This window comes from Pseudomonas salmasensis (assembly GCF_014268375.2).
In the GTDB taxonomy this organism is placed as follows: domain Bacteria; phylum Pseudomonadota; class Gammaproteobacteria; order Pseudomonadales; family Pseudomonadaceae; genus Aquipseudomonas; species Aquipseudomonas salmasensis.
In genome coordinates this window covers 490,934-517,442 of the sequence record NZ_CP077083.1, presented here as the reverse complement: position 1 = coordinate 517,442, position 26,509 = coordinate 490,934, and the positions used below count along the sequence as shown (strand labels likewise).

At 59.8% G+C, this 26,509-nt stretch carries 29 protein-coding genes; 13 read left to right on the top strand and 16 right to left on the bottom strand.

The features are described from left to right. Positions 1 to 81 precede the first annotated feature (81 nt). From HU731_RS02135 to HU731_RS02095, 9 genes are all read right to left on the bottom strand, one after another. Positions 82 to 1,131 carry a DNA topoisomerase IB gene (locus tag HU731_RS02135; protein WP_186607580.1) on the bottom strand — a complete coding sequence of 350 codons (1,050 nt, stop codon included), beginning with the start codon at positions 1,129 to 1,131 and terminating at the stop codon, positions 82 to 84. Between the two features lie 74 nt (positions 1,132 to 1,205). Next, entirely contained in the window at positions 1,206 to 2,285 is a 1,080-nt protein-coding gene (gene modC / locus HU731_RS02130; protein WP_186607581.1) for a molybdenum ABC transporter ATP-binding protein, read from the bottom strand. A 5-nt stretch (positions 2,286 to 2,290) separates the two neighbouring features. Next, entirely contained in the window at positions 2,291 to 2,971 is a 681-nt protein-coding gene (gene modB, locus HU731_RS02125) for a molybdate ABC transporter permease subunit (RefSeq protein WP_186607582.1), read from the bottom strand. Then, entirely contained in the window at positions 2,972 to 3,724 is a 753-nt protein-coding gene (gene modA / locus HU731_RS02120; protein ID WP_186607583.1) for a molybdate ABC transporter substrate-binding protein, read from the bottom strand. It lies immediately after the preceding gene. Positions 3,725 to 3,836: 112 nt separating this feature from the next. After that, entirely contained in the window at positions 3,837 to 4,901 is a 1,065-nt protein-coding gene (locus HU731_RS02115; protein WP_186607584.1) for an NAD(P)H-dependent flavin oxidoreductase, read from the bottom strand. A 71-nt stretch (positions 4,902 to 4,972) separates the two neighbouring features. Then, entirely contained in the window at positions 4,973 to 6,046 is a 1,074-nt protein-coding gene (gene ada / locus HU731_RS02110) for a bifunctional DNA-binding transcriptional regulator/O6-methylguanine-DNA methyltransferase Ada (protein WP_186607585.1), read from the bottom strand. Between the two features lie 75 nt (positions 6,047 to 6,121). Continuing rightward, on the bottom strand, positions 6,122 to 6,787 hold the full coding sequence (gene alkB, locus HU731_RS02105; protein WP_186607586.1) for a DNA oxidative demethylase AlkB: 666 nt from the start codon (positions 6,785 to 6,787) through the stop codon (positions 6,122 to 6,124). A gap of 3 nt (positions 6,788 to 6,790) precedes the next feature. Next, a complete protein-coding gene (locus HU731_RS02100) occupies positions 6,791 to 6,958 on the bottom strand; it encodes a hypothetical protein (protein WP_098951408.1) in 168 nt (55 codons plus the stop codon). 26 nt (positions 6,959 to 6,984) lie between these two features. Beyond that, complete coding sequence (locus HU731_RS02095; protein WP_003191319.1) at positions 6,985 to 7,287, bottom strand: DUF1883 domain-containing protein; 303 nt, start codon at positions 7,285 to 7,287, stop codon at positions 6,985 to 6,987. Between the two features lie 212 nt (positions 7,288 to 7,499). Here HU731_RS02095 and HU731_RS02090 point away from each other — a divergent pair, with 212 nt between their 5' ends. After that, entirely contained in the window at positions 7,500 to 7,850 is a 351-nt protein-coding gene (locus HU731_RS02090; protein WP_003191317.1) for a hypothetical protein, read from the top strand. 145 nt (positions 7,851 to 7,995) lie between these two features. Continuing rightward, on the top strand, positions 7,996 to 8,226 hold the full coding sequence (locus tag HU731_RS02085) for a hypothetical protein (protein WP_032897196.1): 231 nt from the start codon (positions 7,996 to 7,998) through the stop codon (positions 8,224 to 8,226). Positions 8,227 to 8,231: 5 nt separating this feature from the next. Here HU731_RS02085 and HU731_RS02080 read toward each other — a convergent pair whose 3' ends face one another. Continuing rightward, on the bottom strand, positions 8,232 to 8,513 hold the full coding sequence (locus HU731_RS02080) for a hypothetical protein (protein WP_003191312.1): 282 nt from the start codon (positions 8,511 to 8,513) through the stop codon (positions 8,232 to 8,234). A 137-nt stretch (positions 8,514 to 8,650) separates the two neighbouring features. Next, positions 8,651 to 8,836: a hypothetical protein gene (locus tag HU731_RS02075; RefSeq protein WP_003191311.1), complete on the bottom strand. Its 186-nt coding sequence runs from the start codon at positions 8,834 to 8,836 to the stop codon at positions 8,651 to 8,653. Between the two features lie 311 nt (positions 8,837 to 9,147). On the opposite strand from HU731_RS02075, the gene galU reads away from it, so the two are divergent. Then, on the top strand, positions 9,148 to 9,987 hold the full coding sequence (gene galU / locus HU731_RS02070; RefSeq protein ID WP_003173830.1) for a UTP--glucose-1-phosphate uridylyltransferase GalU: 840 nt from the start codon (positions 9,148 to 9,150) through the stop codon (positions 9,985 to 9,987). Positions 9,988 to 10,092: 105 nt separating this feature from the next. Next, the gene (gene gorA, locus HU731_RS02065; RefSeq protein ID WP_186607587.1) at positions 10,093 to 11,451 is read left to right on the top strand and encodes a glutathione-disulfide reductase; all 1,359 of its coding nucleotides are present in this window, start codon (positions 10,093 to 10,095) and stop codon (positions 11,449 to 11,451) included. Here the strand turns inward: gorA and HU731_RS02060 are convergent, their stop codons facing one another. After that, the gene (locus HU731_RS02060) at positions 11,452 to 12,459 is read right to left on the bottom strand and encodes a DNA-binding protein (protein ID WP_186607588.1); all 1,008 of its coding nucleotides are present in this window, start codon (positions 12,457 to 12,459) and stop codon (positions 11,452 to 11,454) included. A gap of 168 nt (positions 12,460 to 12,627) precedes the next feature. Here HU731_RS02060 and HU731_RS02055 point away from each other — a divergent pair, with 168 nt between their 5' ends. From HU731_RS02055 to ahpF, 3 genes are all read left to right on the top strand, one after another. Further along, positions 12,628 to 13,560 carry a site-specific integrase gene (locus HU731_RS02055; RefSeq protein WP_186607589.1) on the top strand — a complete coding sequence of 311 codons (933 nt, stop codon included), beginning with the start codon at positions 12,628 to 12,630 and terminating at the stop codon, positions 13,558 to 13,560. Between the two features lie 133 nt (positions 13,561 to 13,693). Further along, positions 13,694 to 14,257 carry an alkyl hydroperoxide reductase subunit C gene (ahpC, locus tag HU731_RS02050; RefSeq protein ID WP_003191303.1) on the top strand — a complete coding sequence of 188 codons (564 nt, stop codon included), beginning with the start codon at positions 13,694 to 13,696 and terminating at the stop codon, positions 14,255 to 14,257. Between the two features lie 130 nt (positions 14,258 to 14,387). After that, on the top strand, positions 14,388 to 15,953 hold the full coding sequence (ahpF, locus tag HU731_RS02045; protein ID WP_186607590.1) for an alkyl hydroperoxide reductase subunit F: 1,566 nt from the start codon (positions 14,388 to 14,390) through the stop codon (positions 15,951 to 15,953). Positions 15,954 to 16,060: 107 nt separating this feature from the next. On the opposite strand, the gene gloA is transcribed toward ahpF, so the two are convergent. Beyond that, the gene (gloA, locus tag HU731_RS02040) at positions 16,061 to 16,582 is read right to left on the bottom strand and encodes a lactoylglutathione lyase (RefSeq protein WP_186607591.1); all 522 of its coding nucleotides are present in this window, start codon (positions 16,580 to 16,582) and stop codon (positions 16,061 to 16,063) included. 180 nt (positions 16,583 to 16,762) lie between these two features. Between gloA and HU731_RS02035 the strand changes: the two genes are divergently transcribed. Then, complete coding sequence (locus HU731_RS02035) at positions 16,763 to 17,299, top strand: DUF4946 domain-containing protein (RefSeq protein WP_186607592.1); 537 nt, start codon at positions 16,763 to 16,765, stop codon at positions 17,297 to 17,299. Positions 17,300 to 17,410: 111 nt separating this feature from the next. Here the strand turns inward: HU731_RS02035 and HU731_RS02030 are convergent, their stop codons facing one another. Continuing rightward, on the bottom strand, positions 17,411 to 17,776 hold the full coding sequence (locus tag HU731_RS02030) for a histone-like nucleoid-structuring protein, MvaT/MvaU family (protein ID WP_014718508.1): 366 nt from the start codon (positions 17,774 to 17,776) through the stop codon (positions 17,411 to 17,413). A gap of 198 nt (positions 17,777 to 17,974) precedes the next feature. After that, positions 17,975 to 19,516 (bottom strand): EAL domain-containing protein, encoded by a 1,542-nt coding sequence (locus HU731_RS02025; protein WP_186607593.1) that lies wholly within the window; start codon positions 19,514 to 19,516, stop codon positions 17,975 to 17,977. Positions 19,517 to 19,806: 290 nt separating this feature from the next. On the opposite strand from HU731_RS02025, the gene HU731_RS02020 reads away from it, so the two are divergent. The 5 genes from HU731_RS02020 (at position 19,807) to HU731_RS02000 (ending at position 25,598) form a co-directional block, all read left to right on the top strand. Further along, positions 19,807 to 20,367, top strand: coding sequence for a fimbrial protein (locus HU731_RS02020; RefSeq protein ID WP_032897223.1), 561 nt, complete (start codon positions 19,807 to 19,809; stop codon positions 20,365 to 20,367). 53 nt (positions 20,368 to 20,420) lie between these two features. Next, positions 20,421 to 21,194, top strand: coding sequence for a fimbria/pilus periplasmic chaperone (locus HU731_RS02015; protein ID WP_186607594.1), 774 nt, complete (start codon positions 20,421 to 20,423; stop codon positions 21,192 to 21,194). Between the two features lie 83 nt (positions 21,195 to 21,277). Beyond that, a complete protein-coding gene (locus HU731_RS02010; protein ID WP_225931572.1) occupies positions 21,278 to 23,818 on the top strand; it encodes a fimbria/pilus outer membrane usher protein in 2,541 nt (846 codons plus the stop codon). Between the two features lie 35 nt (positions 23,819 to 23,853). Continuing rightward, positions 23,854 to 24,858, top strand: coding sequence for a fimbrial protein (locus tag HU731_RS02005; RefSeq protein ID WP_186607596.1), 1,005 nt, complete (start codon positions 23,854 to 23,856; stop codon positions 24,856 to 24,858). A gap of 32 nt (positions 24,859 to 24,890) precedes the next feature. Then, positions 24,891 to 25,598 (top strand): fimbrial biogenesis chaperone, encoded by a 708-nt coding sequence (locus HU731_RS02000; protein ID WP_186607597.1) that lies wholly within the window; start codon positions 24,891 to 24,893, stop codon positions 25,596 to 25,598. On the opposite strand, the gene HU731_RS01995 is transcribed toward HU731_RS02000, so the two are convergent. After that, complete coding sequence (locus HU731_RS01995) at positions 25,599 to 26,477, bottom strand: LysR family transcriptional regulator (RefSeq protein WP_186607598.1); 879 nt, start codon at positions 26,475 to 26,477, stop codon at positions 25,599 to 25,601. Positions 26,478 to 26,509 lie beyond the last annotated feature (32 nt).

Below are 26,509 nucleotides of genomic sequence, written 5' to 3'. Positions count from 1 at the left end.
GGCGGCTCGTTGCAGATACATTTTGGAAGGCTTAGATGTTCACGTCGGCGGTCATCCTGTCAGTCAGAAGGGAGGCAGAGCCTAACCCACCTTAACTTTTCGCGGCAAGTCTTCGGCGAGTTTTTCCAGGAACATCGCCAGCGCGACTTCTTCGGCTTTCAGGCCTTTGCGCACTCGCGGCTTGGGCAGCTTCGACAATTGGCCGAGGCTGAAATGTTCAAGCACCGCCGGGTGGATATAGCACTTGCGACACACCGCCGGCGTATTGCCCAACTGCCGGGCGACATCCTTGACCATTGCCACCACATGCCGCTTGGCGTCGGATTCGGGCTGCCACGCCAACTCGCGCAACACCGCCAGCGCCATCGCCGTGCCGGCCCAGGTGCGGTAGTCCTTGGCGGTAAAATCTTCGCCGGTCAGGCTGTGCAGGTAGTCGTTGACGTCCTGGGAGCTGATGGTATGCCGCTCACCGTCTTCATCCAGGTACTGGAACAGGTTTTGCCCCGGCAATTCCATGCAGCGCTTGACCACCCGGGCCAGGCGTCGATCCTTGACGCTGACTTGATGCTCCACGCCACTCTTGCCACGAAACTGGAACTGGATCTCGCTGCCCTTGATGTCCACATGGCGGTTGCGCAAGGTGGTCAGCCCATAGGATTTGTTTTCACGGGCATATTGGGTATTGCCGACGCGGATCAGCGTGGCGTCCAGCAACATCACCACCGTGGCCAACACCTTTTCGCGGGTAAACCCCGGCTCGGCGATTTGCGCTTCCAACTGTTTGCGCAATTTGGGCAACGCGGCGCCAAAAGCCTGCAAGCGCGAGTACTTGTCGCTGTCGCGCACCTCGCGCCAGCGTGGGTGGTAACGGTATTGCTTGCGGCCACGGGCGTCGCGGCCGGTGGCTTGCAGGTGGCCGCGAGGGTCGGCGCAGATCCACACATCGGTGTAGGCGGGTGGCACCGCCAGCGCATTCAAGCGTTTGATCTCATCCGCGTCGGTAATGCGCTCGCCCTTGGCGTTCAGATACTGGAACGTGCCCCGCACTTTTTTTCGGCGGATGCCGGGCTGGGTGTCATCCACATAATGCAGGTCGCGGGGCAGGTCGGTGGGTAACGGAGAGTCAGGCATAGGGCGGGTTCCTTGGCAACAAATCAGGCCGGTATGTCTGATTGACCGCAGCGCCCTGCGGTCGTGCCAAATGCTTAAGCCAGTACCGCCACTGCCTTGATTTGCGCCCACAGCGTCCGGCCCGGATGCAATTGCAACTGGTCGCGGGAGAAGCGCGTGATGCGCGCCAGTAACGGCGTGCCGCCAGCGTCCAGGCGCACCAGTACATGGGCACTGTTATCCGCGCCGATGGTTTGGCTGACGGTCACCGGCAAGCGGTTGAGGATACTGCTGTGTTCTTCGGCCTGCAGGCTCAGGCTCACATCCCGCGCCTGGACCTTGACCCGCAGCGGGTTGCCCACTGCCAGAGGGGCATGGGCCACGCGCATCTGCAACGGGCAATCGGGCAACTGCAGGGTGAGCAACTGATAGTGCGCGTCGTAGGCAACAACGCTGCCGGCGATCACCACCCCGGCATCGTCGCCCAGCGCCAGGGGCAGGTCGAGGCGCGCCAGGGTGTCGCCGATAGGGCCGCTGGCCAGGGCCTTGCCGTCGCTGAGCAAGACGATATGGTCGGCCAGTCGCGCCACTTCGTCCTGGGCGTGGCTGACGTAGAGCACCGGGATATCCAGCTCGTCGTGCAGGCGTTCCAGGTAAGGCAATATCTCGCTTTTGCGTTGGCTGTCCAGGGCCGCCAGCGGTTCATCCATCAACAATAACTTGGGGCTGGTGAGCAAGGCGCGGGCGATGCCGATGCGCTGGCGCTCGCCGCCGGACAAGTGTTGCGGGTGACGCTCAAGCAAGTGCCCGATGCCCAACAGTTCGGTGGCCTGGGCCATGTCCACGCGCCGTTGCGGGCGTGGGATACGTTTGAGGCCGAACTCCAGATTGGCGCGCACCGACAGGTGAGGAAACAGGCTCGCCTCCTGGAACACATAGCCCAGGGCGCGTTTATGCGGCGGCACAAACAGCCCTTTGCGGCTGTCTTGCCAGACCTCGTCGTTGATTTGCACAAAACCGTGTTCGGCGCGTTCTAAACCTGCGATGCAGCGCAGGCAGGTGGTCTTGCCAGAGCCGGAATGCCCGTACAGCGCGCTCACGCCACGGCCGGGCAATTGCAGGTTTACATCCAATGCAAAGGCAGAGTACGTCAGGTGCAGGCGTATATCCATCATGGCGATCAGCTCCAGCCCATCTTGGTTTTGCGGCTGGAGTAGAGCGCCAGCAACACGAGAAAGGCGAACACCACCATGGCCCCGGCCAGCCAATGGGCCTGGGCATATTCCATGGCCTCGACGTGGTCGTAGATCTGCACCGAGACGACACGGGTCTTGTCCGGGATATTGCCGCCGATCATCAGCACCACGCCGAACTCACCGACGGTATGGGCAAAGCCCAGGATCGAGGCGGTGATAAACCCAGGGCGTGCCAGCGGCAGGATCACCGTGAAAAACGTGTCCCACGGGTTGGCGCGCAAGGTCGCGGCCACTTCCAGCGGGCGCGTGCCGATGGCAGAAAACGCATTCTGCAACGGCTGCACCACGAAGGGCATGGAGTAGATCACCGAGCCAATCACCAGCCCGGCGAAACTGAAGGTGAGGGTGCCCAGGCCCAGCCACTGGGTGAACTGGCCGACGTAGCCGTTGGGCCCCATGGCCAACAACAAGTAGAAGCCGATGACCGTTGGCGGCAACACCAACGGCAGCGCCACCACTGCGCCGATGGGGCCGCGCCACTTGGAGTGGGTACGCGACAGCCACAGGGCAATCGGCGTGCCGATGATCAACAGGATCAACGTGGTCAGCGAGGCCAGTTTGACGGTCAACCAGATCGCAGAAAAATCAGCACTCGACAGGGGCATTTACAGCTCGTAGCCGTAGGATTTGATAACGGCAGCGGCTTTCGGGCCTTTGAGGTAGTCCACCAGGGCTTTGGCGGCGGCGCTGTCCTTGCCCTTGTTGAGGATCACGGCGTCCTGTTTGATCGGGTCATGCATGGCGGTCGGCACAATCCACGCCGAACCGCCGGTGACTTTGCCGTCCTTGTAGATCTGCGACAAGGCGACAAACCCCAGCTCGGCATTGCCGGTGGAAACAAACTGATAAGCCTGGGTGATGTTCTGGCCCTCGACGAGCTTGTCCTTGACCTTGTCGGTCAAGCCTTCCCTGGCCAGTACCTGGGTGGCGGCCAGGCCGTAGGGCGCTGTTTTGGGGTTGGCGATGGACAAGTGCTTGAATTGGTCTTTCTTCAGTACGTCGCCCATGGCATCCACATAGCCTTCTTTGGCTGACCACAGCGCCAGGGTACCGACCGCGTAGGTAAAACGTGAGCCCTTGACGGTAGCGCCTTCGCTTTCGAGTTTTTGCGCGGTGGTGTCATCGGCGCTGAGGAACACTTCAAACGGCGCGCCATTTTTGATCTGGGTATAGAACTGCCCGGTAGCACCATAAGCCGCGACCAGTTTATGGCCAGTGTCTTTCTCGAAGTCGGCGGCAATCGCCTGGATCGGGGCGGTGAAGTTGGCGGCCACGGCCACCTGCACTTCATCGGCATGGGCCGTACCCAAGGCAAAGGCGGCAAGCAGGGGGGCCAGGCGCGAAACGCGGGTCATCATCAAGCAACTCCTTGAAGGTGTACGGCAGGGTGTAGGTAAGAAGGCTTACCGCTATGTATGGGAATATATAGCGGTTGGCCATTGCCGGTACAGTGCCAAGTTGCTGCTCAGGTCAGCCGCAGGTGAGTTTGCTCAAGCTGTGCTCGGCTAATTGGCGTGTCAGGTCAAAAGTGGAAAGGTCCTTGCCCAGTCTCAAGGCCTGGCCCGCCCACAAGTTGCTGAAACCGGCTTCATCCTTGGCCTTGAGCGGCATCAACGCACCACCGGCTTTAGGAAACGCTGGCGCCGCCGAGTTGATTGCGCCCAGCTCACGCATCACCCGGTTGACGATGCCCCGCGCCGGGCGACCGGTAAACAGGTTGGTCAGCGCGGTTTCGCTGGCCTGGGCATGGCGCAGCGCGTGGTGATGGGAAGCGCTTACAGTGGCTTCGGGCGTGAACAGGTAGGCCGTGCCGATCTGCACCGCTGAAGCGCCGAGGGCAAAGGCGGCGACGATGCCACGCGCATCGCCAATTGCGCCCGCGGCAATCACCGGCACGTTCACCGCGTCGACGATCTGTGGCAACAGCGCCATCAAGCCGATCTGGCTGTTGAGGTCATCGCTGAGAAACAGACCACGATGCCCACCGGCTTCAAGGCCCATGGCGATAATCGCGTCGCAGCCGTGCTGTTCCAGCCACACGGCTTCCTCGACGGTGGTGGCCGATGACAGCACCTTGGCACCGGTGGCTTTTACCCGGTCCAGTAAGGACTTCTCTGGTAGGCCAAAGTGAAAACTCACCACTTCTGGCCGAAATTCTTCCACCACCTGGCAGGCTGCGTCATTGAACGGCGCGCGGTTGGACACCGGCGTTGGCGCGTCGAAGTCGGCGCCCAGCTCATGGTAGTAAGGTTGCAGCAAGGCCTTCCAAGCCTGGTCCCGCGCTTCATCGGCATCAGGCGGTTGATGGCAGAAGAAGTTGATGTTGAGCGGCGCGTTGCTGGCCTGGCGGATGAGGGTCAAGGCGTCGCGCAGTTGCTCCAGGCTCAAGGCTGCGGCAGGCATGGAGCCCAGGGCGCCGGCTTGCTGGGCGGCGATGACCATGGAGGTGGTCGTCGCGCCAGCCATCGGCGCCTGGATGATCGGCACCTCAATGCCCAACAGGTCAAGAATGCGGGTGTCTGGCCAGTTGCTCATGGGGTGCGTCTCCAGCGTTAGTCGGGCTTTTCGCTGTTTTAGCAGGGCGATCGGCACCCGGCCAGTCTGTTTTATTCACTGGACGACAGCGGCGTTTTGTGGGGCTGGGTTTCGCGCTCCAGTAACTGGCGCTTGCGCTCTATGCCCCAACGGTAGCCCGACAGCTCGCCATTGCTGCGCACCACGCGATGACAGGGAATGGCCACCGCCAGGTGGTTGGCACCACAAGCCTGGGCCACCGCGCGAAAGGAGGTGGGCGCGCCGATACGCTCGGCAATCTGCGCATAGCTGGCAGTGCTGCCCACAGGGATTTCCCGCAACGCCTGCCACACCCGTTCCTGAAAGGCCGTGCCGCGCAAGTCCAGGGGCAAATCCAGGCCCAGTGCAGGGGCCTCGACAAAGCCGACGACGTGGGCGACCAGTTGTTCGAAACCCTGATCCGCGCCGATCAACTCAGCCTTGGGAAACTGGTCTTGCAGGTCGCGCACCAGTTTGCCCGGATCATCGCCCAATAAAATCGCACACACGCCACGTTGGCTTTGCGCTACCAGAATCGCCCCCAGCGAGCATTGGCCAACGGCAAAGCGGATGGTGTTATTGGCGCCGCCGCCTTTGTAGTCTCGGGGTTTCATGCCGAGCACTTGGTCGGCGGCTTCATAAAAGCGGCTATTGGAGTTGAAGCCCGCGTCGTACAGGGTGTCCGTCACCGAATGCTGGCCCTTGAGGCCGTCGCGCACTCTGCGCGAACGCAGGGCGCTGGCGTAACCCTTGGGGGTCAGACCGGTGTTGGCTTTGAATACGCGGTGGAAGTGAAACGGACTCAGCCCGGCGCATCGGGCGAGCATGTCCAGGCTAGGCGGGGTTTCGGCCTGTTCGATTTGCCGGCAGGCCTCGGCCACCAATTGCCCATGGTGAGCGGCCAACTGGGTCTGGTCGCCGGCAGCGCGTTTACTCGGGCGATAACCGGCGGCTTCGGCCTGCGCCGGCGTGTCGAAAAATTCGATATTTTCCGGGCGCGGCAAACGCGAAGCGCTGCTGGGGCGGCAATACACGCCGGTGGTTTTCACGCCGTAGACAAACAAGGCGTCGGCCTTGGCATCACGGGCAACAATGGCAGCCCAGCGCGGATCGTGTTCGTTGTTCATGGCCTGCACTCTTGACGGTTCAGGAGCAGATTAAGCCTGCTGCGCGCAATCGACACTCCGAAGCTTGCGGTCAAATTAGCCAGCGGTGCGAAAGGTCAGGTTGATGCGCTGCGGGCCCATGATCGGATGCACGCCGTCCTTGATCGGCATCACGCCATGAAAGCGCAGGCGATCAACGCCGCCCCACACCACCACATCACCATGGAACAACGAGACCTTTTGGGTTTTGTCGCTGCGCGCATGCCCACCGAACAGGAAAATCGCCGGTAGCCCAAGGGACACCGAGACCACGGGCGCGCTGTAGCTGCGCTCGTTCTTGTCCTGGTGCAGGGACATTTTCGCCCCCGGTACGTAACGATTGATCAGGCAGGCATCGGGCGAAAAACCGTCGAAGCCCGCTTCAGTGGCCGCCGCCACCGCCAATTGGCGCAGCGTGTCGGGCATGGCGGGCCAGGGTTGTTGGTTGCGCGGGTCGAGTGGGCTATAGCGATAGCCGCGGGTGTCGGTGGTCCAACCCAACTCGCCGCAACTGCTTAGCGCCGCCGACATGGTAAAGCCGCCGGGGGTGACCATCTGCCGAAACGGTGATTGAGCCAGGACACGCCGCAGTTCAGGCAATAACCGCTCGATCCAGGGCAGGGCATAGCCCCTCAGTACGTAGGACTCTTCGCCAATTTGCTCGCGCCCGGCAGGCTGTTGCAGGGCATCATCGGCAAACAAATCGGCGGTAGGGCCCGGCATGGCTTACAGCGCCTTGCTCACGTTGATGTCGGTAATTTCGTCGCTGGCATCATGAATTTTCGCCAATGCTTGTTTGGCTTCTTCGACGCTGTTGCTGTGCAGTTGGGCAAATTCAAAGCGGCGTTCGCCGTTGAGCTTGTACTTGATGACGTATTTGGTTGTGGTGGTCACAGCTTTTTTCCTGTCAGGTGTTCGGGTCAGCTCAGCTTGCTGCTGGTACGACGAACGATGCGGATCTTGTGGGACAACGCAGGCTTGCGGGTCACGCTGATGGCGCGACGGGTCACCACATCCAGGGTGATGTTCCAGAACCCGGTGCTGGGCGCGGTGATCTTGGCCGGGAATTTATCAAATGCGCCGCCGTGGTAGGTATGGCGGCCGCCGTTTTTGAAGCTGCGAAAGTTCGCATCACTCATCAGGCGAATATTGCAGGTCTGCGAGCATTCGATGACAACAATGTCTCCCTCGTTGAGGTGCTCACGCTGGTGGATGAATTTCATGGGGTGTCTCCAGAAGGGCTTTTTCTGAAAAATCAGAACGATACGTAGGTTAAGATGGAGTTTATCAGCCCCAGCGCGTTTATTATCGGGCCGTCGTCGACGACTTCGACAATTTAAAACAGTTATTTACCGAGTTATCACAGATAAATCCTACGTTGGTGGGAGAAAATTACCATCCCCGCTGTCGTAGGGTCTTTATCGGAGGTTTTTGTATGAAGTGGAGTGTGTTGGTGCTGGCCTTGGCAATCGGTGGGTGTGCTTCGGTTGCAGATATCAAGCAGACCCCGCCAACATTGGTGGTCATCTCAGGGAAGAAGCCGCAGGAATATGCGGCGTGTGTGGTGCGCAAACTGGAGGCGACCCGTCGGCCGCCGCAGATCGAGCCCCATAAAGACGGCATTCAGGTGATCGTGCCGCAGAAGTTTTCGGCAGACCCTTCGGCAATCTTTGAAATCGAAGACCGCTCCAGCGGTAGCAGCATCAAGCTTTATGAAAGCATGTCCAATGTGCCCATCCGCCCGGGCGACGTGAAGAAGGCAGGGGAAGAGTGCATTTCCGGTTGAGCCACAGGCCCACCCCTCAAACCCGATAAAAAAAGCCATCACCCTGCAGGGACGGGCTGCATCCGTTAAACTGTCGGGCATTCACCACAAAGATGCCGCTCAAACCCTGGGTTTGAGCGGCATTTGTTTTTCTGGAAAGCCCGTTATGAAACGAGAACACGTCAAGGCCCGCCATGCCGAAGGGCAGATTTCGGCCACCCATGTCATCCAGAACCCCGCCGATTTGGGCGAGTGGATCGTATTTTTCAAGAAGAGCGGCGGGCGCAGCTACTTCCTGGTGGACGAGCAGGATGAGGTCGAATCATTCGCGCGCCTGGATGACCTGATCGAACTCCTGCGTGGCCTGGGGATCAAGTTCGCTGAAGTGCACCTGTAGCCGGTTTACTTGCAGACCACCACCACGCTGCGGCCTTTGAAGTTGCCCACGTCCTGGCCCAGGGTCTTGTCGCTTTCCTTGAGCGCCGGCGTGCCATTGGTGCCGACGATACGGTAACCGGTGCCCGCGCAGGATGCGTCCGCCTTCTCGTAGCAACTGGCCCATGAATTGGCCTCGCCGGAGCAGTCGATGGTCAGGCCTTGTTCGCCATTCTTCAGCAAGGTGTCGGACGCGGTGGTGCAGCCAGCGAGTGCCAGTACTGCGGTCAGTGCCAGGATTTTTTTCATAGAGGTTCGTCATCGAGGGTATTGGAGGGGCGCGCTGACACTGTCGTGGCGTTGTTGAAGGTTATAGCGAACTGCCATCTAGGTACAGACAAACAAAAAAGCCCCTGTCATGGGGCTTCTTGCGCAACAGATGTGGATTACTTGGTTTTCGGCCGCTTGCTCGAAGCATGACCTGCCTCATCCACAAACACTTCGGCTACGGCAATCGCCATGCTTTCGGTCTCGAATACGCCGGCAACGCTGTCGCCGTGAAAATTGATCAAGTGCCAGCCGTCTGCTCGCTTCGTGATCAGGTAGCCGTTTACACCTTTGGGTTCTGACATCTGTTGGCAATCTCGTGGTCTTGGTTCAAGGCGCCCATGATAGCGCCAAATGCCGGGGCAGGGCGCAAGTTGTTGCAGGTCAGTGCCAGGGGGGCAAAAGCGTGCTAAAACCAATGCAACCCTTCTTCAACAAGGGGCCGAGGTGGGTTCTGACTGACCGTTGGTGACACCCTTTGCAGGATCAGCGGAACTTACGCCGACATTTTTTCTCTATGATGACATCGCAACGCCAGCAGCACCCATTGTAAGGTGACTGCGGCCTGATTAGACTGCGCCGAATTCCGTACGCACAGCCCTTTGTAAGGACTCATATGATCAAGAAATGCTTGTTCCCAGCAGCCGGTTACGGCACTCGCTTCTTGCCAGCGACCAAAGCCATGCCCAAAGAAATGCTGCCAGTGGTGAACAAGCCACTGATTCAGTACGGTGTGGAAGAGGCTCTGGATGCCGGTTTGAACGAGATCTCCATCGTCACGGGTCGTGGTAAGCGCGCGCTGGAAGACCACTTCGACATCAGCTATGAGCTGGAAAACCAGATCAAGGGCACCGACAAGGAAAAATACCTGGTCGGTATCCGTAAATTGCTCGACGAGTGCTCGTTCTCCTACACCCGTCAGACTCAGATGAAAGGCCTCGGCCACGCCATCCTTACCGGCCGCCCACTGATCGGTGACGAACCCTTCGCCGTGGTCCTGGCGGATGACTTGTGCGTCAACCTGGAAGGCGACGGTGTGCTGACCCAGATGGTCAAGCTCTACCAGAAGTACCGTTGCACTATCGTTGCGGTGATGGAAGTCAACCCAACCGAAACCAATAAGTACGGTGTTATCGCCGGTGACGATATTGGCGATGGCCTGATTCGTGTACGCGACATGGTCGAGAAACCAGCACCAGAAGATGCACCGTCGAACCTGGCGATCATCGGTCGTTACATCCTGACTCCGGACATCTTCAAGCTGATCGAAGAGACCGAGCCAGGCAAGGGCGGCGAGATCCAGATCACCGACGCTCTGCTCAAGCAAGCCAAAGACGGTTGCGTGATTGCCTACAAGTTCAAGGGCCAGCGTTTCGACTGCGGCGGTGCTGAGGGCTACATCGAAGCGACCAACTTCTGCTACGAGCATTTCTACAAGACGGGCAAGGCTTACTGATTCACGCTTGCCGGTACGTTTTAAGCGAAAGCCACCTTCGGGTGGCTTTTTCGTTTTTCAGCCCCAAGTAAGTCGGTATGCTGGTGTCCTGCCGAGGAGAGTGAAATGGCCTACGATTTTGACCTGTATGTAATTGGCGCCGGTTCCGGCGGTGTTCGCGCGGCGCGCTTTGCCGCTGGCTTTGGCGCCAAGGTGGCTGTGGCGGAGAGTCGCTACCTGGGTGGCACCTGTGTAAACGTCGGCTGCGTGCCAAAGAAACTGTTGGTGTACGGCGCGCATTTTGCCGAAGATTTTGAACAGGCCAGCGGCTTTGGCTGGTCCCTGGGCGAGGCGAACTTTGATTGGGCGACCTTGATCGCCAACAAGGATCGCGAGATCAACCGCCTCAACGGCATCTATCGCAACCTGTTGGTCAACAGCGGCGTCACATTGCACGAAGGGCATGCACGCCTGGTTGATGCCCATCAGGTGGAGATCAACGGTGAGCGCTTCACTGCCAAGCACATCCTGATCGCCACCGGTGGCTGGCCGCAGATCCCTGAGATTCCAGGGCGCGAGCACGCCATTGGTTCCAATGAGGCATTCTTCCTTAAAGAGCTACCCAAGCGCGTGCTGGTGGTGGGCGGCGGTTATATCGCCGTTGAGTTCGCCGGCATCTTCCACGGCCTGGGTGCACACACTTCCTTGCTGTATCGCGGCGACCTGTTCTTGCGCGGCTTTGATGGTTCGGTGCGCAAACATCTGCAAGAAGAGCTGACCAAGCGCGGCCTGGACTTGCAGTTCAATGCCGACATCGAACGTATCGAAAAGCAAGCCGACGGCAGCCTCAAAGCCACCTTGAAGGATGGTCGCGTGCTGGAAGCCGATTGCGTGTTCTACGCCACCGGCCGCCGTCCGATGCTGGATAACCTGGGCCTGGAAAATACCGGGGTCAAACTGGACGAGCGCGGTTTCGTTGCGGTGGATGATCTCTACCAGACCGCCGAGCCGTCGATCCTGGCGATTGGCGATGTGATTGGTCGTGTGCAACTGACGCCCGTGGCCCTGGCTGAAGGCATGGCCGTGGCGCGGCGCTTGTTCAAGCCCGAGCAATACCGCGCGGTGGATTACGCCAATATCGCGACGGCGGTGTTCAGCCTGCCGAATATCGGCACAGTCGGCCTGACAGAAGAAGAGGCACGCAAGAACGGCCATAACGTGCAGATCTTTGAAAGCCGTTTCCGGCCGATGAAGCTGACCCTCACCGATTGCCAGGAAAAGACCCTGATGAAGCTGGTGGTCGACGCCGACACCGACAAGGTGCTGGGTTGCCACATGGTCGGCCCGGATGCGGGTGAGATCGTGCAAGGGCTGGCGATCGCGCTCAAGGCGGGCGCGACCAAGCAGCATTTCGACGAGACCATCGGCGTGCATCCTACGGCGGCGGAGGAATTCGTCACCATGCGCACGCCTGTGGCGGACTGATCAGCTTGGCTCTGCTGCCTCTGGCGCCGTTGCAACGACGGCCGCCAGGCGCAGGGCTTCGATGCTTGCCTGGGCCTTGACCAGGTTCAGCTCAAGCGCCTTGTTGTGCTGCTGATGTTCAAGCAGTGCGGCTTGGCGTGATTGGCTGTCCAGCACGGCCACGCGCAGGCGTTCCTGGAGCAGGGTGCGTTCACTTTCGATCTGGCTGAGCTGCTCCTTGAGTTGCAGTTGTAGAGCCTGGTCCTGGCGAGTCTGCTCCTGCAGTGCATTCAATTCCTTGGCGGTCACTCGCTGCTCACTCAGCAGGCGTTCATTATCGCGATGCAACTGGGTGATTTCATCCTGGCGCACCAGCGCGCTTTGCTGTGCCTGCCGCAATTCGGCCTGAACCTGCTGCAACTGGCCTTCATGGCGACGCTGTTCCTGCTCGCGCCGCTCCTTGATGGCAGTGCGGTAATGCTCAAGCGCATCACGGGCGTGCAGGTGTTTTTCTTCCAGTGAGCGAATCTGCTCGTCTTTGTCGTTAAGCCTTAGCTCGTAATCGCTGCATGCCTGGCTCAGCCCGGCGTTACGGGTCTGCTCGGTCTGCAGGCTGGTGCTGGCGGTTTGCAGTGCCGCGCTTTCTTCGGCCAGGGCTGCGGCCTGGATATCAAATTGCTGTTTGAGCTGGGTGTGCGCCTCTTCCAGGGTTTCTACCTGGGCGAGCAGGGCGGCTTTGTGTTGCTCGAATTGCGCCAGGGCCAGGTCGATCGGCTCTTGGGCCTTTTCTTTCAGGCGTTGGGCCAAGCGTGCGACTAGCTCGCCCAGCTCATCATCAATCGGCGCTTGGGTGATGGTCTGGCGCGTCTCGCTTTCGTCCAGCTCTTTCAAGTAGCGATGAATGGTGGTTTTCGAGCCGGTATTGCCCATTTCGATACGCACTGCATCGATGCTGGGGTTTTCGCCACGGGCGAGGATCGCCAGGCGTGCCGTTTGCACTACTGCTTTGTTAATGCCGCCGCGAGCCATGGGATCTCCGTCGATTTAGTAATGTGGTACATGGTATGTAGATACATACCATATCATGATTGAAAACTTGTTTAAATTCATGATTTAACAGCTGGGATATTGGCGTATTATCCCGTGTCATAAGCATCTCAACAGCCATTCATCCGCCAGCAGTACGAAAAGACGCCTATGAGCGACCTGGACCGATATCTCAACGCCGCCACCCGCGACAACACGCGCCGCAGCTACCGCGCGGCCATCGAGCATTTCGAAGTCAGTTGGGGAGGGTTCCTGCCAGCCACCAGCGACAGCGTGGCGCGCTACCTGGTGGCGCATGCAGGAGTGTTGGCAGTCAATACCTTGAAACTGCGGCTCTCGGCCTTGGCGCAATGGCATACCAGCCAAGGGTTTGCCGACCCGACGAAGGCGCCGGTGGTACGCAAGGTGCTCAAGGGCATCCGCGCCGTGCACCCGGCGCGTGAGCGGCAGGCCGAGCCTTTGCAGCTCACGCAGTTGGAGCAAGTAATCGCTGCCCTGGACACTGAAGCCAAACAGGCCGGCGAGCATCACGACCAGCCGCGCTTGCTGCGGGCCAAGCGCGACGCTGCGCTGATTCTGCTGGGTTTCTGGCGCGGGTTTCGCAGTGATGAGCTGTGCCGATTGAGCATTGAGCATGTGCAGGCCGTGCCAGGCGCAGGCATCAGCCTGTACTTGCCGCGCAGCAAAAGTGATCGCGACAATCTCGGCAAGACCTACCAGACCCCGGCGTTGCTGCGGCTGTGCCCGGTGCAGGCTTATAGCGAGTGGCTCAGCGCCTCGGCTTTGGTGCGAGGGCCGGTATTTCGTGGCATCGATCGCTGGGGCAACCTGGGCGAGGAGGGCTTGCACCCCAACAGCGTGATCCCGTTATTGCGCCAGGCCCTTGAGCGCGCAGGCATCCCTGCCGAGCAATACACCAGCCACTCCTTGCGTCGGGGCTTCGCCACTTGGGCACATCGCAGCGGTTGGGATTTGAAGTCGCTGATGAGTTACGTCGGCTGGAACGACATGAAATCTGCGATGCGCTATGTTGAAGCGACGCCGTTTCTAGGCATGACCCTGGCAACCCAGCCGCTGATTTGAGATTTCTTCTATTAATACAGTCACCTGATAGAGAAAGCCAATCGTCAGCATCAGGTTTGCCAATGAGCCATCGACCGAAAGAGCCGGTAGGATTCACCTCATCAACTTCTTAACCCCTGACGGAGAGTCAACGATGCCTATCATCAACAGCCAAGTAAAACCGTTTAAAGCCACCGCTTTCAAAAACGGCAGCTTCGTCGATGTGACCGACGCTGACCTGAAAGGCAAGTGGTCGGTTGTATTCTTCTACCCAGCCGACTTCACCTTCGTCTGCCCAACCGAACTGGAAGACCTGGCTGACAACTACGCCGAATTCCAGAAGCTGGGCGTCGAAATCTACAGCGTTTCCACCGACACCCACTTTGCCCACGCGGCCTGGCACAACACGTCGCCAGCCATCGGCAAAATCCAGTACACCATGATCGGCGACCCAACCCTGACCATCTCCCGCAACTTCGACGTGCTGATCGAAGAAGCTGGCCTGGCAGACCGCGGTACTTTCGTGATCAACCCAGAAGGTCAGATCAAGATCGTTGAACTGAATGACGGTGGTGTAGGCCGTGACGCTTCCGAGCTGCTGCGCAAGATCAAGGCCGCTCAGTACGTTGCTGCCCACCCAGGTGAAGTCTGCCCAGCCAAGTGGAAAGAAGGCGAGGCCACTCTGGCGCCGTCTCTGGACCTGGTCGGCAAGATCTAAGTCTGTGAACGTGTATCAAGGGCGGGTATCCGCACTTAAGTAAGCTGCATCCGCCCTCAAAACGCCCGGGCGAGAGTCGCTCGGGCGTTTTTTTGTCTGCAATAAACCGAATGAACAGGAAATCGCCCGTATGTTGGACGCCAATCTTAAAGCTCAGTTGAAGTCATACCTGGAACGGGTCACCCAGCCGATCGAGATCGTCGCCTCCCTCGACGACGGTGCGAAATCCCAGGAAATGCTTGCTCTTTTGCAGGACGTAACCAGCCTCTCTACGCTGATTACCCTGAACACCGATGGCACTGATGCGCGCAAGCCATCGTTCTCCATCAACCGCCCGGGTGCCGATATCAGCCTGCGTTTCGCCGGCATCCCCATGGGCCATGAATTCACTTCGCTGGTGCTGGCCCTGCTGCAAGTCGGTGGCCACCCGTCGAAGGCCAGTGTCGAGGTGATTGAACAGATCCGCGCCCTCAAAGGCGAGTTCAGCTTCGAGACTTACTTCTCGCTGTCGTGCCAGAACTGCCCGGACGTGGTCCAGGCGCTGAACCTGATGGCGGTACTGAACCCGAACATCCGCCATGTTGCGATTGATGGCGCACTGTTCCAGGCCGAAGTCGATGAGCGCCAGGTCATGGCGGTCCCAAGCGTCTACTTGAACGGGGTCAACTTTGGCCAGGGCCGCATGGGCCTCGAAGAGATCCTCGCCAAGCTCGACACCAGCGGTATCGAGAAAGCCGCGCAGAAAATCAGCGCCAAGGACGCCTTCGACGTCTTGGTGGTGGGCGGTGGCCCGGCCGGTTCCTCGGCTGCCATCTATGCGGCACGTAAAGGTATTCGTACCGGTGTGGCAGCTGAACGCTTTGGTGGCCAGGTGCTGGACACCATGTCCATCGAGAATTTTATCTCGGTACAGGAAACCGAAGGGCCGAAACTGGCCAGCGCACTGGAAGCCCATGTGCGTCAGTACGATGTCGACATCATGAACCTGCAGCGCGCCAGCAGCCTGGTACCGGCGAAAAATGCCGGTGAGCTGCACGAAATTCGCTTCGAAAGCGGTGCGACCCTCAAGTCCAAGACCGTGATCCTGGCCACTGGCGCGCGCTGGAGAGAGATGGGTGTGCCCGGTGAGCAAGAATACAAGGCCAAGGGCGTGTGCTTCTGCCCGCATTGCGACGGCCCGTTGTTCAAGGGCAAGCGTGTGGCGGTGATCGGCGGCGGTAACTCCGGCGTGGAAGCGGCCATTGACCTGGCCGGTATCGTCAGCCATGTCACCTTGCTTGAATTCGACAGCAAGCTGCGCGCCGATGCTGTATTGCAACGCAAGCTCTACAGCCTGCCGAACGTGGATGTGATCACCAGCGCATTGACCAGTGAAGTCAAAGGCGATGGTCAGAAAGTCACCGGCCTTGCCTACAAGGACCGTGACAGCGGTGAGTTCAAGACCATCGAGTTGGAAGGCATCTTTGTGCAGATTGGCTTGCTGCCCAACACGGATTGGCTCAAAGGCACCGTAGAACTGTCGCCGCGTGGCGAGATCATTGTCGATGCCCGTGGCGAGACTTCATTGCCTGGCGTGTTCGCCGCCGGTGACGTAACGACTGTGCCGTACAAGCAGATCGTGATTGCAGTAGGCGAGGGCGCCAAGGCTTCGTTGAGCGCATTCGATCACCTGATCCGTACCTCTGCTCCGGCTTAAATCCTTAGCTGAAAATGAAAAACCCCATGAGTGATCATGGGGTTTTTCTCGTTCCCACGCTACGCGTGGGAATGCATCCGGTGACGCTGTGCGTCACGCAGTGCTTATTACATCGGCGCCGGCTGGATGATCTCGACCCAATAAGCGTCCGGGTCCTTGATGAACGCCAGGCTCTTCATGCGGCCATCCGTCAGACGCTTCTGGAAATCGCAGCCCAAGGCTTCGAAGCGTTCGCACGCCGCAACAATGTCCGGCACCGAGATGCAGATATGGCCAAAACCACGCGGGTCGGTGTTGCCGTTGTGGTAGGCGAAGTCGGCATCGTTTTCGGTGCCGTGGTTGTGGGTCAGTTCGAGGATGCCTGGAATCGACTTCATCCACTGGGTGCGCTCGGCGGCGTCGGTCGGGATCTGGGCCTTGTCCACCAGGGCCAGGAAGTACAGGCTGAATTCGGCTTCGGGGAAATCACGTTTCTCGACCAGAGAGAAACCCAGGATGCGCGTGTAGAAGTCCAGCGACTTGGTGATGTCCTTGACCCGCAACATGGTGTGGTTGAACACGAAGTTCGCAGTGGCATTGTCGGGCTGGGCAGTGACGCCCGGGAAGGTGTTCAATTCGTGCAGGCTCATGGGCCCTCCAGAAAAAATGTGAGATGAGCGGTCCATTGGCTTGCGGCCTGCCTCCATGCAGGCAGGCCATGATACGCAAGGCTCACCGGCTGCGCCAAATGAAAAAACGCGCCCAAGCCCTTGCGGCCGGCGCGTGCCGGGCCGCACACTTTGCCGCTGGAACCTTGGGTGTTTTTTGCAATGATCGAGTTTCGTAGGCTGTTGTTGAGTGCTGTGTGCGGGTTGTTGGGCAGCCCGTTTGTGCTGGCCGCCGAGCCGGAAGTTCATTGGCCCAGCGGTTGGCAGGTCGAAGAAGTCGTGCCTGACGGCGAGCCTCCTGCCCAACCCCAAGCAGTGTCCCGGCAGCGAGCGATCAAGAATGATGAAAATGGTGCGACGTTGATGGTCATGGAGTTGACCGGAACGCCGATTGAGGCCGGCCATAAAGTTAATCTTCCCGGCGTGTTGCTGGAGATGCGCAAGTCGATCCAGAAAGACTTTGCCCGTGGCGGTTATCAAAGCGTGTGCAGCAAAATGCACCCCACGACATTGAGTCGTCTTGACGCGTTGGAAACTACCTGTGTGATTACCGAGAATGGTCGACACGTATTGTCGCAAACATTAGTCGGTGCGCTGGATGTCGACAAAGCCTATGTTTTTTCATACGCCGGCCAGGCGCAAGCGTACGAGGCGAGCAAGGAGGAAGTCAGTTTGGTGCGTAACAGTCTGAAACTTTGAAGCGCTCAAGCTGAGCGAATTTGAACAACATGAACGCTGATTTAAGTTCGATTTCGAACTGTTAGAGCAAAAAAAGCCCCGCGTATGCGGGGCTTTTTTTTAGTACATGTTTCAGCCGCGAAGCCAGGAGTCTACAGTGGCAGCGCCGTACTGTTCTTTCCAGGCTTTGAGGCCGCGGTGGTTGCCACCTTTGGTCTCGATCAGCTCGCCGGTGTGCGGGTTGTGGTAAACCTTGACCACCCGTGCGCGGCGCTGTTTTGGCGCTGCGGCGGCCGGTGCGCCGCCTTTGCGTGGCGCTGGATCGAGGATAGCGATCACATCACGCAGGCTTTTGTCGTATTTACCCATCAGCGTCTTGAGCTTTTCTTCGAATTCGATTTCTTTCTTCAGGCCAGCGTCGTTCTTCAAGGACTCCAGCTGTGCAAGCTGCTCTTGAAGGGCTTTTTCTGCTGCGCGAAATTCGGCGAGTCTGGACAAAATCTGTACTCCAATAATGTAGTTGCTGATATCAACTGCAGACAAAGCTATAAGCCAAGAACGTTAAGCCACGTCAACGAAAAAGACCCTTCTGCGAGTTCTGCACAGGCAGAAAAAATTGTAGTAGTTAATTCATCCCGAGTAAATCATGTCTTTTGGAGAAAGACCAATCTTTCATCATGGGTTGCGCAAGGCTATTCACTCGCCTCCCAACGATTTAATGAACTCATCGCACGGTAATGGACGGCCGAACAGATAGCCCTGTAGGAAATCCACACCTTGGGCAACCAGGTATTCACACTGTTGGGCTGTTTCTACGCCTTCGGCAACAATGCCTAGGTCGAGCTTGACCGACAACTCTATGATGCTATCGAGAATATGCCGCGACAGCGCATCGGCACCGATCATGGCGACAAAACTCTGATCAATCTTCAAGTAGTCAACATTGAAATTGCGCAAATAGCCCAAGCTGGAGTGGCCGGTGCCGAAGTCGTCAATGGCGATCATGACGCCCAAATCATGCAGCGCCTCGAACAGGCGGCGGGTGGTCTCGGTGGGTTCGATCAGCTCCCGCTCGGTCAACTCCAGCACCAGGGTGACCTGGCCGGGTGGGAACGCGGCCAGAAATTCCCGGCAGTCCTGCACCAGCGCCATGTCCTGGCAATGGCGCGCAGTGATATTCACGCCGATATGAAAGCCAGGGCTGAAGCGTGCGGCATGGGGCGCCAATTGCGCGGCGGTCTGGCGCAGCAGGGCGCGGGTCATTGGCACGATCAGGCCCGAGTCTTCAGCCAGGGGGATAAACAGGTCTGGCCGTACCAGGCCTTCTTTGGGATGTTTCCAACGCATCAGCACCTCACAGCCCGCCCATTGGCGTGTGTCACCGCGTACCACCGGTTGGAAATACGGGATGAACTCATTGGCTCCCAAGGCACGTTGTAACTCGTGGGTCGGCGCGGACGAACGTTTTTGCAGCCAGTGAGCGAGCAGCCCCGCCAAGATCCCGAAGAACACCACCAGGCTGAACAGCGCCGGATACCGCGCCTGCATGTAGCGCCAGACTTCACCCTCGGGCATCCCGGCCTCGACACTGTATTGATAGCGCTCGGAAGCCAGGCGTTGTGGCGCCACGGCAAATACTGGCAACGCGCCTTGATGCACCTTGCCGTCCGCACCCAGCCAGTTCGGGCCGACGTGCAATACCAAGTACGCGTAACGGCTGATCAAGCGCAATGCGTTGGTGAGGTGGTAGCCGTCCACCGAGGCAAACGCACCTTGATCGCCTTGGACCAGGCGGTACACCAGCAGGGCGGTATCGGGTGTGACGGGGTTGCCTTTCATCAACCACAGGCGCCCATTCACGTAGTCGTCCGGGTTGACGGGCGATTGGTAGCGACCGCCAAACAACGAGCTGCAATAGATGTTTTTCTGCCAGGACAGCGTGGTGGCCCGCACAAACGGCCGACGCGTGACTTGTTCACGTAGCGCCAACTTGGCGGCGCTGTCACAAGGTTTACCAGCCAGCGGCAGCAAAGCCTGGGCAGCGATGGCGGTATTGTCGAGCATCAGGTCGAACTGGCGCACCGCTTCTTGAGCGGTTTGCGCCGTGCTTTGTTCAAGGGTGCGCTCGGCCTGCCAGTACAGAATCACAACCCCCAACAAAATGGGCAATACGCCGCTGGTTGCACTGATGAAATAGCGTGCGGCTCGGCTTCGTGGGCCTTTGACGGTCAGGGGCATAGGGGCAGTCAGTCGCGAGAAAAAGAGTGAGATAAGCCGATGATAGATGGCATTACGCAGGCCTGCTCAGTTGTTTCAAGCGGGTTGACCTAGCCGTTCGGTCAGTTGTGGCGGGCGTTTCATCTAGGCAACATAAACATCGTTGCAAGAAGTAAGAGACTCAGGACCGTACCCCTCCAGCCTCTCTCAGTGCCGTGCCAGCCCAATTTTGGCGGGACGGTCGGCGCGTGCCTTTCGAATGTCGGAAGTCGCCTTGCAGCCTTTTAACGACACCACAGGAATTTGCAGCAATGAAAAAAATCGCACTGGCCGTTGCCTGGTTGATGGCTAACAGCGTTGTCGCTCTACCGGCGTTCGCGGCGGACGGCACTATTACCCTGACCGGTGAGATCACTGGCACCACCTGCAGCATCAGTGGCGGGGCAGGCGCTGCACCTGGCGCAGGGCCGGACTTTGCCATTGCGCTGCACAAGGTCCAGGCCAGCGCACTCAAGGCAGCCGGGCAGACGGCGGGGGTAAAGCCGTTCTTTATCCAGGTGGGCAGTTGCCCGAAGGACACGGTGGTCGCAGTGCTATTTGAGAGCAGCAGCCCAGCGATCAACCCGGCTACCGGCAACCTGGTCAATCAGGCGCCGGCCACGCCGGAACCCGCAAAGTTCGTTGAAGTACAAATTGTGGACGGCGTCACCAACCAGCCCCTGGACCTTCGACTGGGCCTGAGTTCGAGTACCGCGACAGTGCCTGACGGCGGCGCGGTGACGTTGCCATTTGCGGCTCAATACTTCGCCACGGGGGCAGCGACAGCCGGCCCGATCAGCACGCAGGTGCTGTATTCCGTGACCTTCCCCTGATCAAGGCCTGGGTACCTGGCGAAGTGCCAGGCCCTGCTTTGAAGGACGGACTCATGCTTTCTCGCACATTACTGGCGAGCCTCACCTTCGCGCTCATCGCAGGCTTACCCTCCACGACCGTAGCGGGTGTGGTGATCGATGGCACACGGCACGTCTACCCCCAACAGCGCCGCGAAATTACCCTGCGCCTGACCAACGACGACAAACGGGCACCGCGTCTGGTCCAGGTGTGGCTGGATCAAGGCGATGCGACTCGGGATCCCTCCCTTAGCGACGTGCCGTTCAGCCTGTCGCCCCCGGTGTTTCGCCTGGACCCGGGCAGAAGCCAGGGCGTGCGGCTGGTCTACACCCAGGAGCCGCTGCCGTCAGATCGAGAATCGTTGTTCTGGCTCAATGCCTTGGAGATCCCCCCAAGAGTCAACGCGGCCGAACTCGACGAGCAAACCCCTGAGGGCAACCATCTGCAGTTTGCTTTTCGTATCCGCACCAAAGTGTTTTTTCGCCCCCGTCATTTGCCGGGCAGTGCAGACCAGGCGCCCGCACAACTGCGCTGGAGTTTGAGGCGCACCGAGCGCGCAGCCGTACTGCGCGTACACAACCCTACGGCCTTTCACGTGACCTTCAACGAGGTGGCACTGGCGCTGGGCCCTCGGCCTGACGCCCATCTGATACCGGTACAAGAAGGCATGGTGCCCCCCGGTGCCAGCCTGGAACTGCCTGTACGCGGTGCCCTGGCGACGATTCCAGCGGACGCTCAGGTGCATTTCAAATACATCAATGATTACGGCGCATTCTCCGCGCCGCAGCGAGCGCCCCTGAAGTTCTGATTATGTCTGTTTACTTGCGATCTACGTGGCATCCCTTGGTTACCTGGCTGTTGGGAAACTCACGGCTGATGGTGTCGCTGGCTGTGTTCACTACCTTATGGTTGCCGGCCGAGGCCACGCCGCTGTTGTTTGATATCGAGGCGTTTACCAGCGGCTTGTCCACTGTCGTGGATATTTCACGTTTCAATACGGGTAATGCATTGGCGCCGGGCGTCTATCGTGTGGATGTGATCCTCAACGGGCAATCGGCGGGGCGCCGTGAAATCAGCTTTGTCTCCCGAGAGGCGCAGGACGGCGTTCAGCCCTGCGTGAGCGTGCTGGAACTCGCCCAGCTTGGGATCGTATTGCCAACTGTTGAACGCAGCGCCGACACGCAGTGCCGGGAATTTACCCAATGGATTCCCCTGGCCAGCAGTCAACTCGACACCGAGACCCTGACGCTCGACGTCAGTATCCCCCAAGCCCACCTCAGCCGTGCCGCGCGCGGTTACGTTGACCCGGCCCGCTGGGACAGAGGGCTCGACGTTGCGCTGCTCAATTACACCTTCAGCGCCGCCGCGGTGACCTCGGGGGCGGGGGAAGGTCGCGGTTACCTGGGCCTCAACGGCGGCCTCAACCTGGGCGACTGGCGCCTGCGCCATCAAGGCGGCCAGGCCTGGACCTCCCGAGGCGGTCTGCTGCCTTATCAACACACCGCCACGTACCTGCAACGGCCCTTGTCGGCCTGGCGTTCGCAACTGACCCTTGGCGACAGCTTCAGTAACGGCCAGATCCTCGACGGCGTGCGGGTACGGGGCATCACCCTGTCGAGCGATGACCGCATGCTGGCGCCGTCGCAACAAGGTTATGCTCCGCAGATACGCGGCATCGCCGACAGCAATGCCACGGTGACCGTGCGCCAGAACGGCTACACGATCTACGAAACCCAGGTAGCCCCAGGCCCCTTTGTCATCGACGATCTTTACCCCACGGGCTACGGCGGCGACCTGAATGTCAGCGTCACCGAGGTGGACGGGCGCCGCACCACCTTTGTCGTGCCGTATTCGGTGGCCCCACAGTTATTGCGTCAGGGCGCCACCCACTACAGCACGACCTTGGGCCAGGTGCAGCAACGCGGAGTCAGCGGTGACAGCCCCCTGTTATTTCAGGGCACCTTGCAGCATGGCCTTACCGATGGCCTGAGCCTTTATGGCGGCAGCACGCTTTCCAAAGGTTACTTTCAGGGCAAGGCCGGGCTGGCGATGAGTACGCCCATCGGCGCATTTGCCCTGGACACCACGCATTCGCGCACCCGCCTTGAGGGCAGCGGGGTGGTTGGCGGCCACAGTTGGGGCCTGGCCTACAACAAGAACCTGCCGTTTTCCGGAACGCATTTTGCGCTGGGCGCCTACCGTTTCTCCACGGCCGGCTACCTGAGCCTGCCGGATGCTTTGAACGTGCAGGAATTGGCGCGTCAGCATGGGAACATTGAGCGTTATGCCCGACAGAAAAGCCGTCTGGACCTGACGATCAGCCAGCAATTGGGGGAAGGTACCTTGAGCCTGTACGGCAGTTCGGTTGACTACTGGGCGAGCCGCCAAGGTCGCCAGACATCCTTCACCCTCAGTTATGGGTCACGCTGGAAGCGGCTCAACTGGAACATTTCAGCGCAGCGCTCCAGGGTCAGCGACACCCACCAACCCAGCGATCGTGAGCGCAGTGACGCGATCTTCTTCGGGCGCACGTTGCAACCCGGTCGCGTCGATAATCGACTGGCGCTCACGCTGTCGATGCCGCTGGGCCAGGGCACTTCGGCGCCGACACTGAGCAGCGCGTTGTCGCGCGACACCGGTGAGTCAAAGGGCCGTCAGCAGCAAGTGGGCATCAATGGCTTGCTCGGCGACGCGGCACAGGCGCACTACGGCCTGGCAGGTAGCCAGGGCACGGGGAGCCAGGCCGGTTCCAGCTTCAATGCCTACGCCGGGTATCGCAGCAGCACGGCCAACCTGCGCGCCGGTTACGGCCAGAGTGGCAACAATGCGCAAGTGTCCATGAGTGCCGACGGCGGGCTGATTGCCCATGGGGGTGGCGTGACCCTCTCGCAAAGCCTCGGTGAAGCGTCGGCACTGGTGTATGCGCCGGATGCCCAGGGCGCGCAGATCGGTGGCGGTGTACGCATCGACACGCACGGCTACGGCGTGCTGCCAAGCTTGCGGGCCTACCACCCCAATGAGGTGGATATCGACCCTGAGGGCATGGCCATGGATGTGGAACTCAAGGAGTCGAATCATTCCGTGGTACCGACATGGGGCGCGGTGTCGCTGGTCAAGTTTGAAACCGTCAGTGGCCGTGCGGTGGTGATCAAGGCGACCCATCGTAACGGCCAGCCACTGCCTTTTGCCGCCCAGGTGTTCGACGAGCAGGGCAGGGAAGTCGGGGTGATTGGGCAAGCCGGCAAGGCGTTTGTGCGCGGCGTGGCCGACCAGGGCACGCTGACCGTACGTTGGACCGAGGCGGCAGGTGACCGCTGCTATATCCAATACCGTCTGCCACCGCGCCCAGCGGGGTACCGCCAGGAAAATGCCGACCAATTGGCCAGCCGGTGCTACGCCAACATCGCTAACGACGAGGTCAGCAGCCGATGATCAGCACCGGTACACAACATCTGGCAGGGCTTGTCATGATGACCTGCATCGCCCTCGCCAGCGCACCCCATGCCCAGGCCAAGGCGACCTGTACGCCCGCGCCGCCGACGGTGCTGTCGGTGCCGCGCATTACGGTGCCCGCCAACCCTGTGGTCGGCCAGGCCCTGGGCAACCCGAACGGTTACCCGGTAGAGGTGGCGCATGGCTTGCGGTGTACTTACCCACCCAACCTCATTGTTCGCTATTGGTCTTCCACGCGGATTGCTCGAGAAATTCCCTGGACGGGGCGCAACTTCTTCCACTCCGGGGTCGTCATGCCGGTGCACCTGACCGGCGTGAATGGCGTCGGGTTTGCCTTTATGGCGCAGGATCGTGACGTGGGGCCAATGCAAACCGTAACCACCGGCGTCACGGTGTTGCGTGGCCCGATCCATCCGGGCTTGCCTACGTGGGGCCTGCGTGGGCGCTTGTTCTTCGTGGTGACCGGCCCGATCCAGGGCGGCACCATTACGCCGCAAACCTTCGCAGGCTTGTACCTGTACACCAGCGACACACATCATGCGTTCAACTTCGGCAGTGTCGAAGTGGGCCCGCCGAGCAAACCCACCTGCACCGTCTCGACGCCCTCCGTGGCAATTGCGCTGGGGGCGGTGGACAGCAAGGCGTTCAAGGGTATTGGCAGCGTGGCCGGCAATGCCACCCGCACCATCACCTTGCAATGCGCCGGTGGCGGCGGCGCAGAGAGCGATGTGCTGTTGACCTTGACCGACCAGACCCAACCGGCCAATCGCAGCGATCAACTGACCTTGACCGCCAACTCCACCGCCAAGGGCGTGGCGCTGCAACTGCTGTTTGGCAATCGCCTGATCAGCTACGGCCCCGATGCCGCCGCCATCGGCACGCAGAATCAATGGTTGGCAGGCAGCACCGGCAACGGCACCTTCCAGATTCCGTTGACCGCGCGCTACCTACAGACCGGCGCCACCGTCCGCCCTGGCACGGCTAATGGGCTGGCGACCTTCACCATGGCCTATCGGTAGTCGGCGTGATGCACCGAGTCTTCTGGAAATGCGTGTTCGCCCTGGCACTGACGGCTTACATGGCGATGGCGCAGGCCGAAATCGTCATTGATCGCACCCGGCTCGTTTATGCGGCCACAGCACGGGGGGTAACCCTCAACCTGCGCAACGAGGCGGACAGCCCGAGACTCGTGCAAGTATGGATCGATGAAGGCGACCCCCTGGTTACGCCGGAACTGAGTGACGTACCCTTTACCGTCACGCCACCGATCCTGAGAATGGAGGCGGGCAAGGCGCACGCGTTACGGGTGATCTATCACCCGGTTCCCAGACCCGCCATGGTCGATCCCCAGGAAGGGGTGTATTGGCTGAATGTGCTGGGGATCCGGCCCACTGACGCGGCAAGCCATCAACTGCAACTGGCGTTTCGCACGCGCATCAAACTGTTCCTGCGCCCCACTGCATTGCCAGGCAGGGTGGAAGATGCCGTCGCAGCGCTGCAATGGCAACTGGCCGATGATCGTCCAGTGCTGCGGGTGCGCAACGCGAGTGCCTTTCATGTGACGTTATCCAGCGTGGTGCTGAGCCTTGAAGGCGTCGAATACCGCCATGAAAACCCGCCGATGCTGGCCCCGCGCTCCACGGTCGAGCTGATGATGACGGGTTGGGTTATACCCTGGCGAGGTACGCCGACGCTGCGTTTCACTACATTGGACGACTATGGTGCGACGCATGAGAGGACGTTGCGCATAGGCAGGTAACTAAGTGGACGAGGGGTACAACTTTTGCGCCAGTGCGATGAATGCCAGGGTAGCCGGTGAAGACAGACGCCGATCCAGCACCGCCAGCCCGATACGACGCGGTACCCGCGGCGCCAATGGCAACGCCACATAACGCGAGTCGGCACGTTCCGGCAAGGAAGCCTGCGCAACCACACTCAAACCATCGCCCCGGCTGACCGCTTCCAACGTGCTGAGCAACTGCGCACAGCGGTACCGCACTTGGGGCTGCAAACGGGCCTGGCTGAACAAGCGCATCACCAGCTCGGACGAACCGGCTTCAGTCAGGATAAAGGGTTCATCGCAGAGTGCTTGCAGGGTCACGGCCTCACTGGCGGCCAACCGATGACCGGCCGGCAGCAGCGCCACCAGTTGATCTTCCAGCAACGGGACCGTATCGAAGCGTTCCTGTTCCAGCACCACAAAACCGATATCCACTCGGCGTTCGTCCAGCCATTGGATGACCTGGCGATCAGGGCCTTCGTCCACATGCACTTCTATACCCGGATAAACCTGGCGAAAGCGACTGAGGATAGGCGGTAACAAACCAATCGAAGCGGTCGGCCCGAACGAGCCGATACGCAGCGTGCCACGCTTCATGCCACGCGCATCCGCCGCTTCCTGCGCCAAGGTGTTGGCCAGCCCCAGCATGGCCCGGGCGCGCCCCAGCAATTGGGCGCCGATCTCGCTCAGTTCCACCGTCGTCTGATGGCGCCGAAATAACGCCACCCCCAGTTCCTGCTCCAAGGCCTTGATTGCGTGGGACACCGCCGACTGGCTGATCCCCAGGCGATGCGCCGCACTGGTGAAACCTTGAAGTTCGGCCACAAGAGAAAAGATTTCCAGTTGGGTCAGGGTCATGAGTTAAAGCTCATTTTACGATGAGGAGTGAT

What these genes read in the sequence shown, in the direction of transcription:
- modA (WP_186607583.1), bottom strand. Translation starts at nt 3,724, where the DNA reads ATGATGACCCGCGTTTCGCGCCTGGCCCCCCTGCTTGCCGCCTTTGCC.
- HU731_RS02085 (WP_032897196.1), top strand. Translation starts at nt 7,996, where the DNA reads ATGAAACGAGAACACGTCAAGGCCCGCCATGCCGAAGGGCAGATTTCG.
- HU731_RS02005 (WP_186607596.1), top strand. Translation starts at nt 23,854, where the DNA reads ATGATGACCTGCATCGCCCTCGCCAGCGCACCCCATGCCCAGGCCAAG.
- HU731_RS02020 (WP_032897223.1), top strand. Translation starts at nt 19,807, where the DNA reads ATGAAAAAAATCGCACTGGCCGTTGCCTGGTTGATGGCTAACAGCGTT.
- gloA (WP_186607591.1), bottom strand. Translation starts at nt 16,582, where the DNA reads ATGAGCCTGCACGAATTGAACACCTTCCCGGGCGTCACTGCCCAGCCC.
- HU731_RS01995 (WP_186607598.1), bottom strand. Translation starts at nt 26,477, where the DNA reads ATGACCCTGACCCAACTGGAAATCTTTTCTCTTGTGGCCGAACTTCAA.
- HU731_RS02075 (WP_003191311.1), bottom strand. Translation starts at nt 8,836, where the DNA reads ATGTCAGAACCCAAAGGTGTAAACGGCTACCTGATCACGAAGCGAGCA.
- ahpF (WP_186607590.1), top strand. Translation starts at nt 14,388, where the DNA reads ATGTTGGACGCCAATCTTAAAGCTCAGTTGAAGTCATACCTGGAACGG.
- HU731_RS02060 (WP_186607588.1), bottom strand. Translation starts at nt 12,459, where the DNA reads ATGGCTCGCGGCGGCATTAACAAAGCAGTAGTGCAAACGGCACGCCTG.
- HU731_RS02090 (WP_003191317.1), top strand. Translation starts at nt 7,500, where the DNA reads ATGAAGTGGAGTGTGTTGGTGCTGGCCTTGGCAATCGGTGGGTGTGCT.
- HU731_RS02135 (WP_186607580.1), bottom strand. Translation starts at nt 1,131, where the DNA reads ATGCCTGACTCTCCGTTACCCACCGACCTGCCCCGCGACCTGCATTAT.
- HU731_RS02095 (WP_003191319.1), bottom strand. Translation starts at nt 7,287, where the DNA reads ATGAAATTCATCCACCAGCGTGAGCACCTCAACGAGGGAGACATTGTT.
- alkB (WP_186607586.1), bottom strand. Translation starts at nt 6,787, where the DNA reads ATGCCGGGCCCTACCGCCGATTTGTTTGCCGATGATGCCCTGCAACAG.
- HU731_RS02015 (WP_186607594.1), top strand. Translation starts at nt 20,421, where the DNA reads ATGCTTTCTCGCACATTACTGGCGAGCCTCACCTTCGCGCTCATCGCA.
- HU731_RS02055 (WP_186607589.1), top strand. Translation starts at nt 12,628, where the DNA reads ATGAGCGACCTGGACCGATATCTCAACGCCGCCACCCGCGACAACACG.
- HU731_RS02080 (WP_003191312.1), bottom strand. Translation starts at nt 8,513, where the DNA reads ATGAAAAAAATCCTGGCACTGACCGCAGTACTGGCACTCGCTGGCTGC.
- ahpC (WP_003191303.1), top strand. Translation starts at nt 13,694, where the DNA reads ATGCCTATCATCAACAGCCAAGTAAAACCGTTTAAAGCCACCGCTTTC.
- HU731_RS02025 (WP_186607593.1), bottom strand. Translation starts at nt 19,516, where the DNA reads ATGCCCCTGACCGTCAAAGGCCCACGAAGCCGAGCCGCACGCTATTTC.
- modC (WP_186607581.1), bottom strand. Translation starts at nt 2,285, where the DNA reads ATGATGGATATACGCCTGCACCTGACGTACTCTGCCTTTGCATTGGAT.
- gorA (WP_186607587.1), top strand. Translation starts at nt 10,093, where the DNA reads ATGGCCTACGATTTTGACCTGTATGTAATTGGCGCCGGTTCCGGCGGT.
- modB (WP_186607582.1), bottom strand. Translation starts at nt 2,971, where the DNA reads ATGCCCCTGTCGAGTGCTGATTTTTCTGCGATCTGGTTGACCGTCAAA.
- galU (WP_003173830.1), top strand. Translation starts at nt 9,148, where the DNA reads ATGATCAAGAAATGCTTGTTCCCAGCAGCCGGTTACGGCACTCGCTTC.
- HU731_RS02115 (WP_186607584.1), bottom strand. Translation starts at nt 4,901, where the DNA reads ATGAGCAACTGGCCAGACACCCGCATTCTTGACCTGTTGGGCATTGAG.
- ada (WP_186607585.1), bottom strand. Translation starts at nt 6,046, where the DNA reads ATGAACAACGAACACGATCCGCGCTGGGCTGCCATTGTTGCCCGTGAT.
- HU731_RS02035 (WP_186607592.1), top strand. Translation starts at nt 16,763, where the DNA reads ATGATCGAGTTTCGTAGGCTGTTGTTGAGTGCTGTGTGCGGGTTGTTG.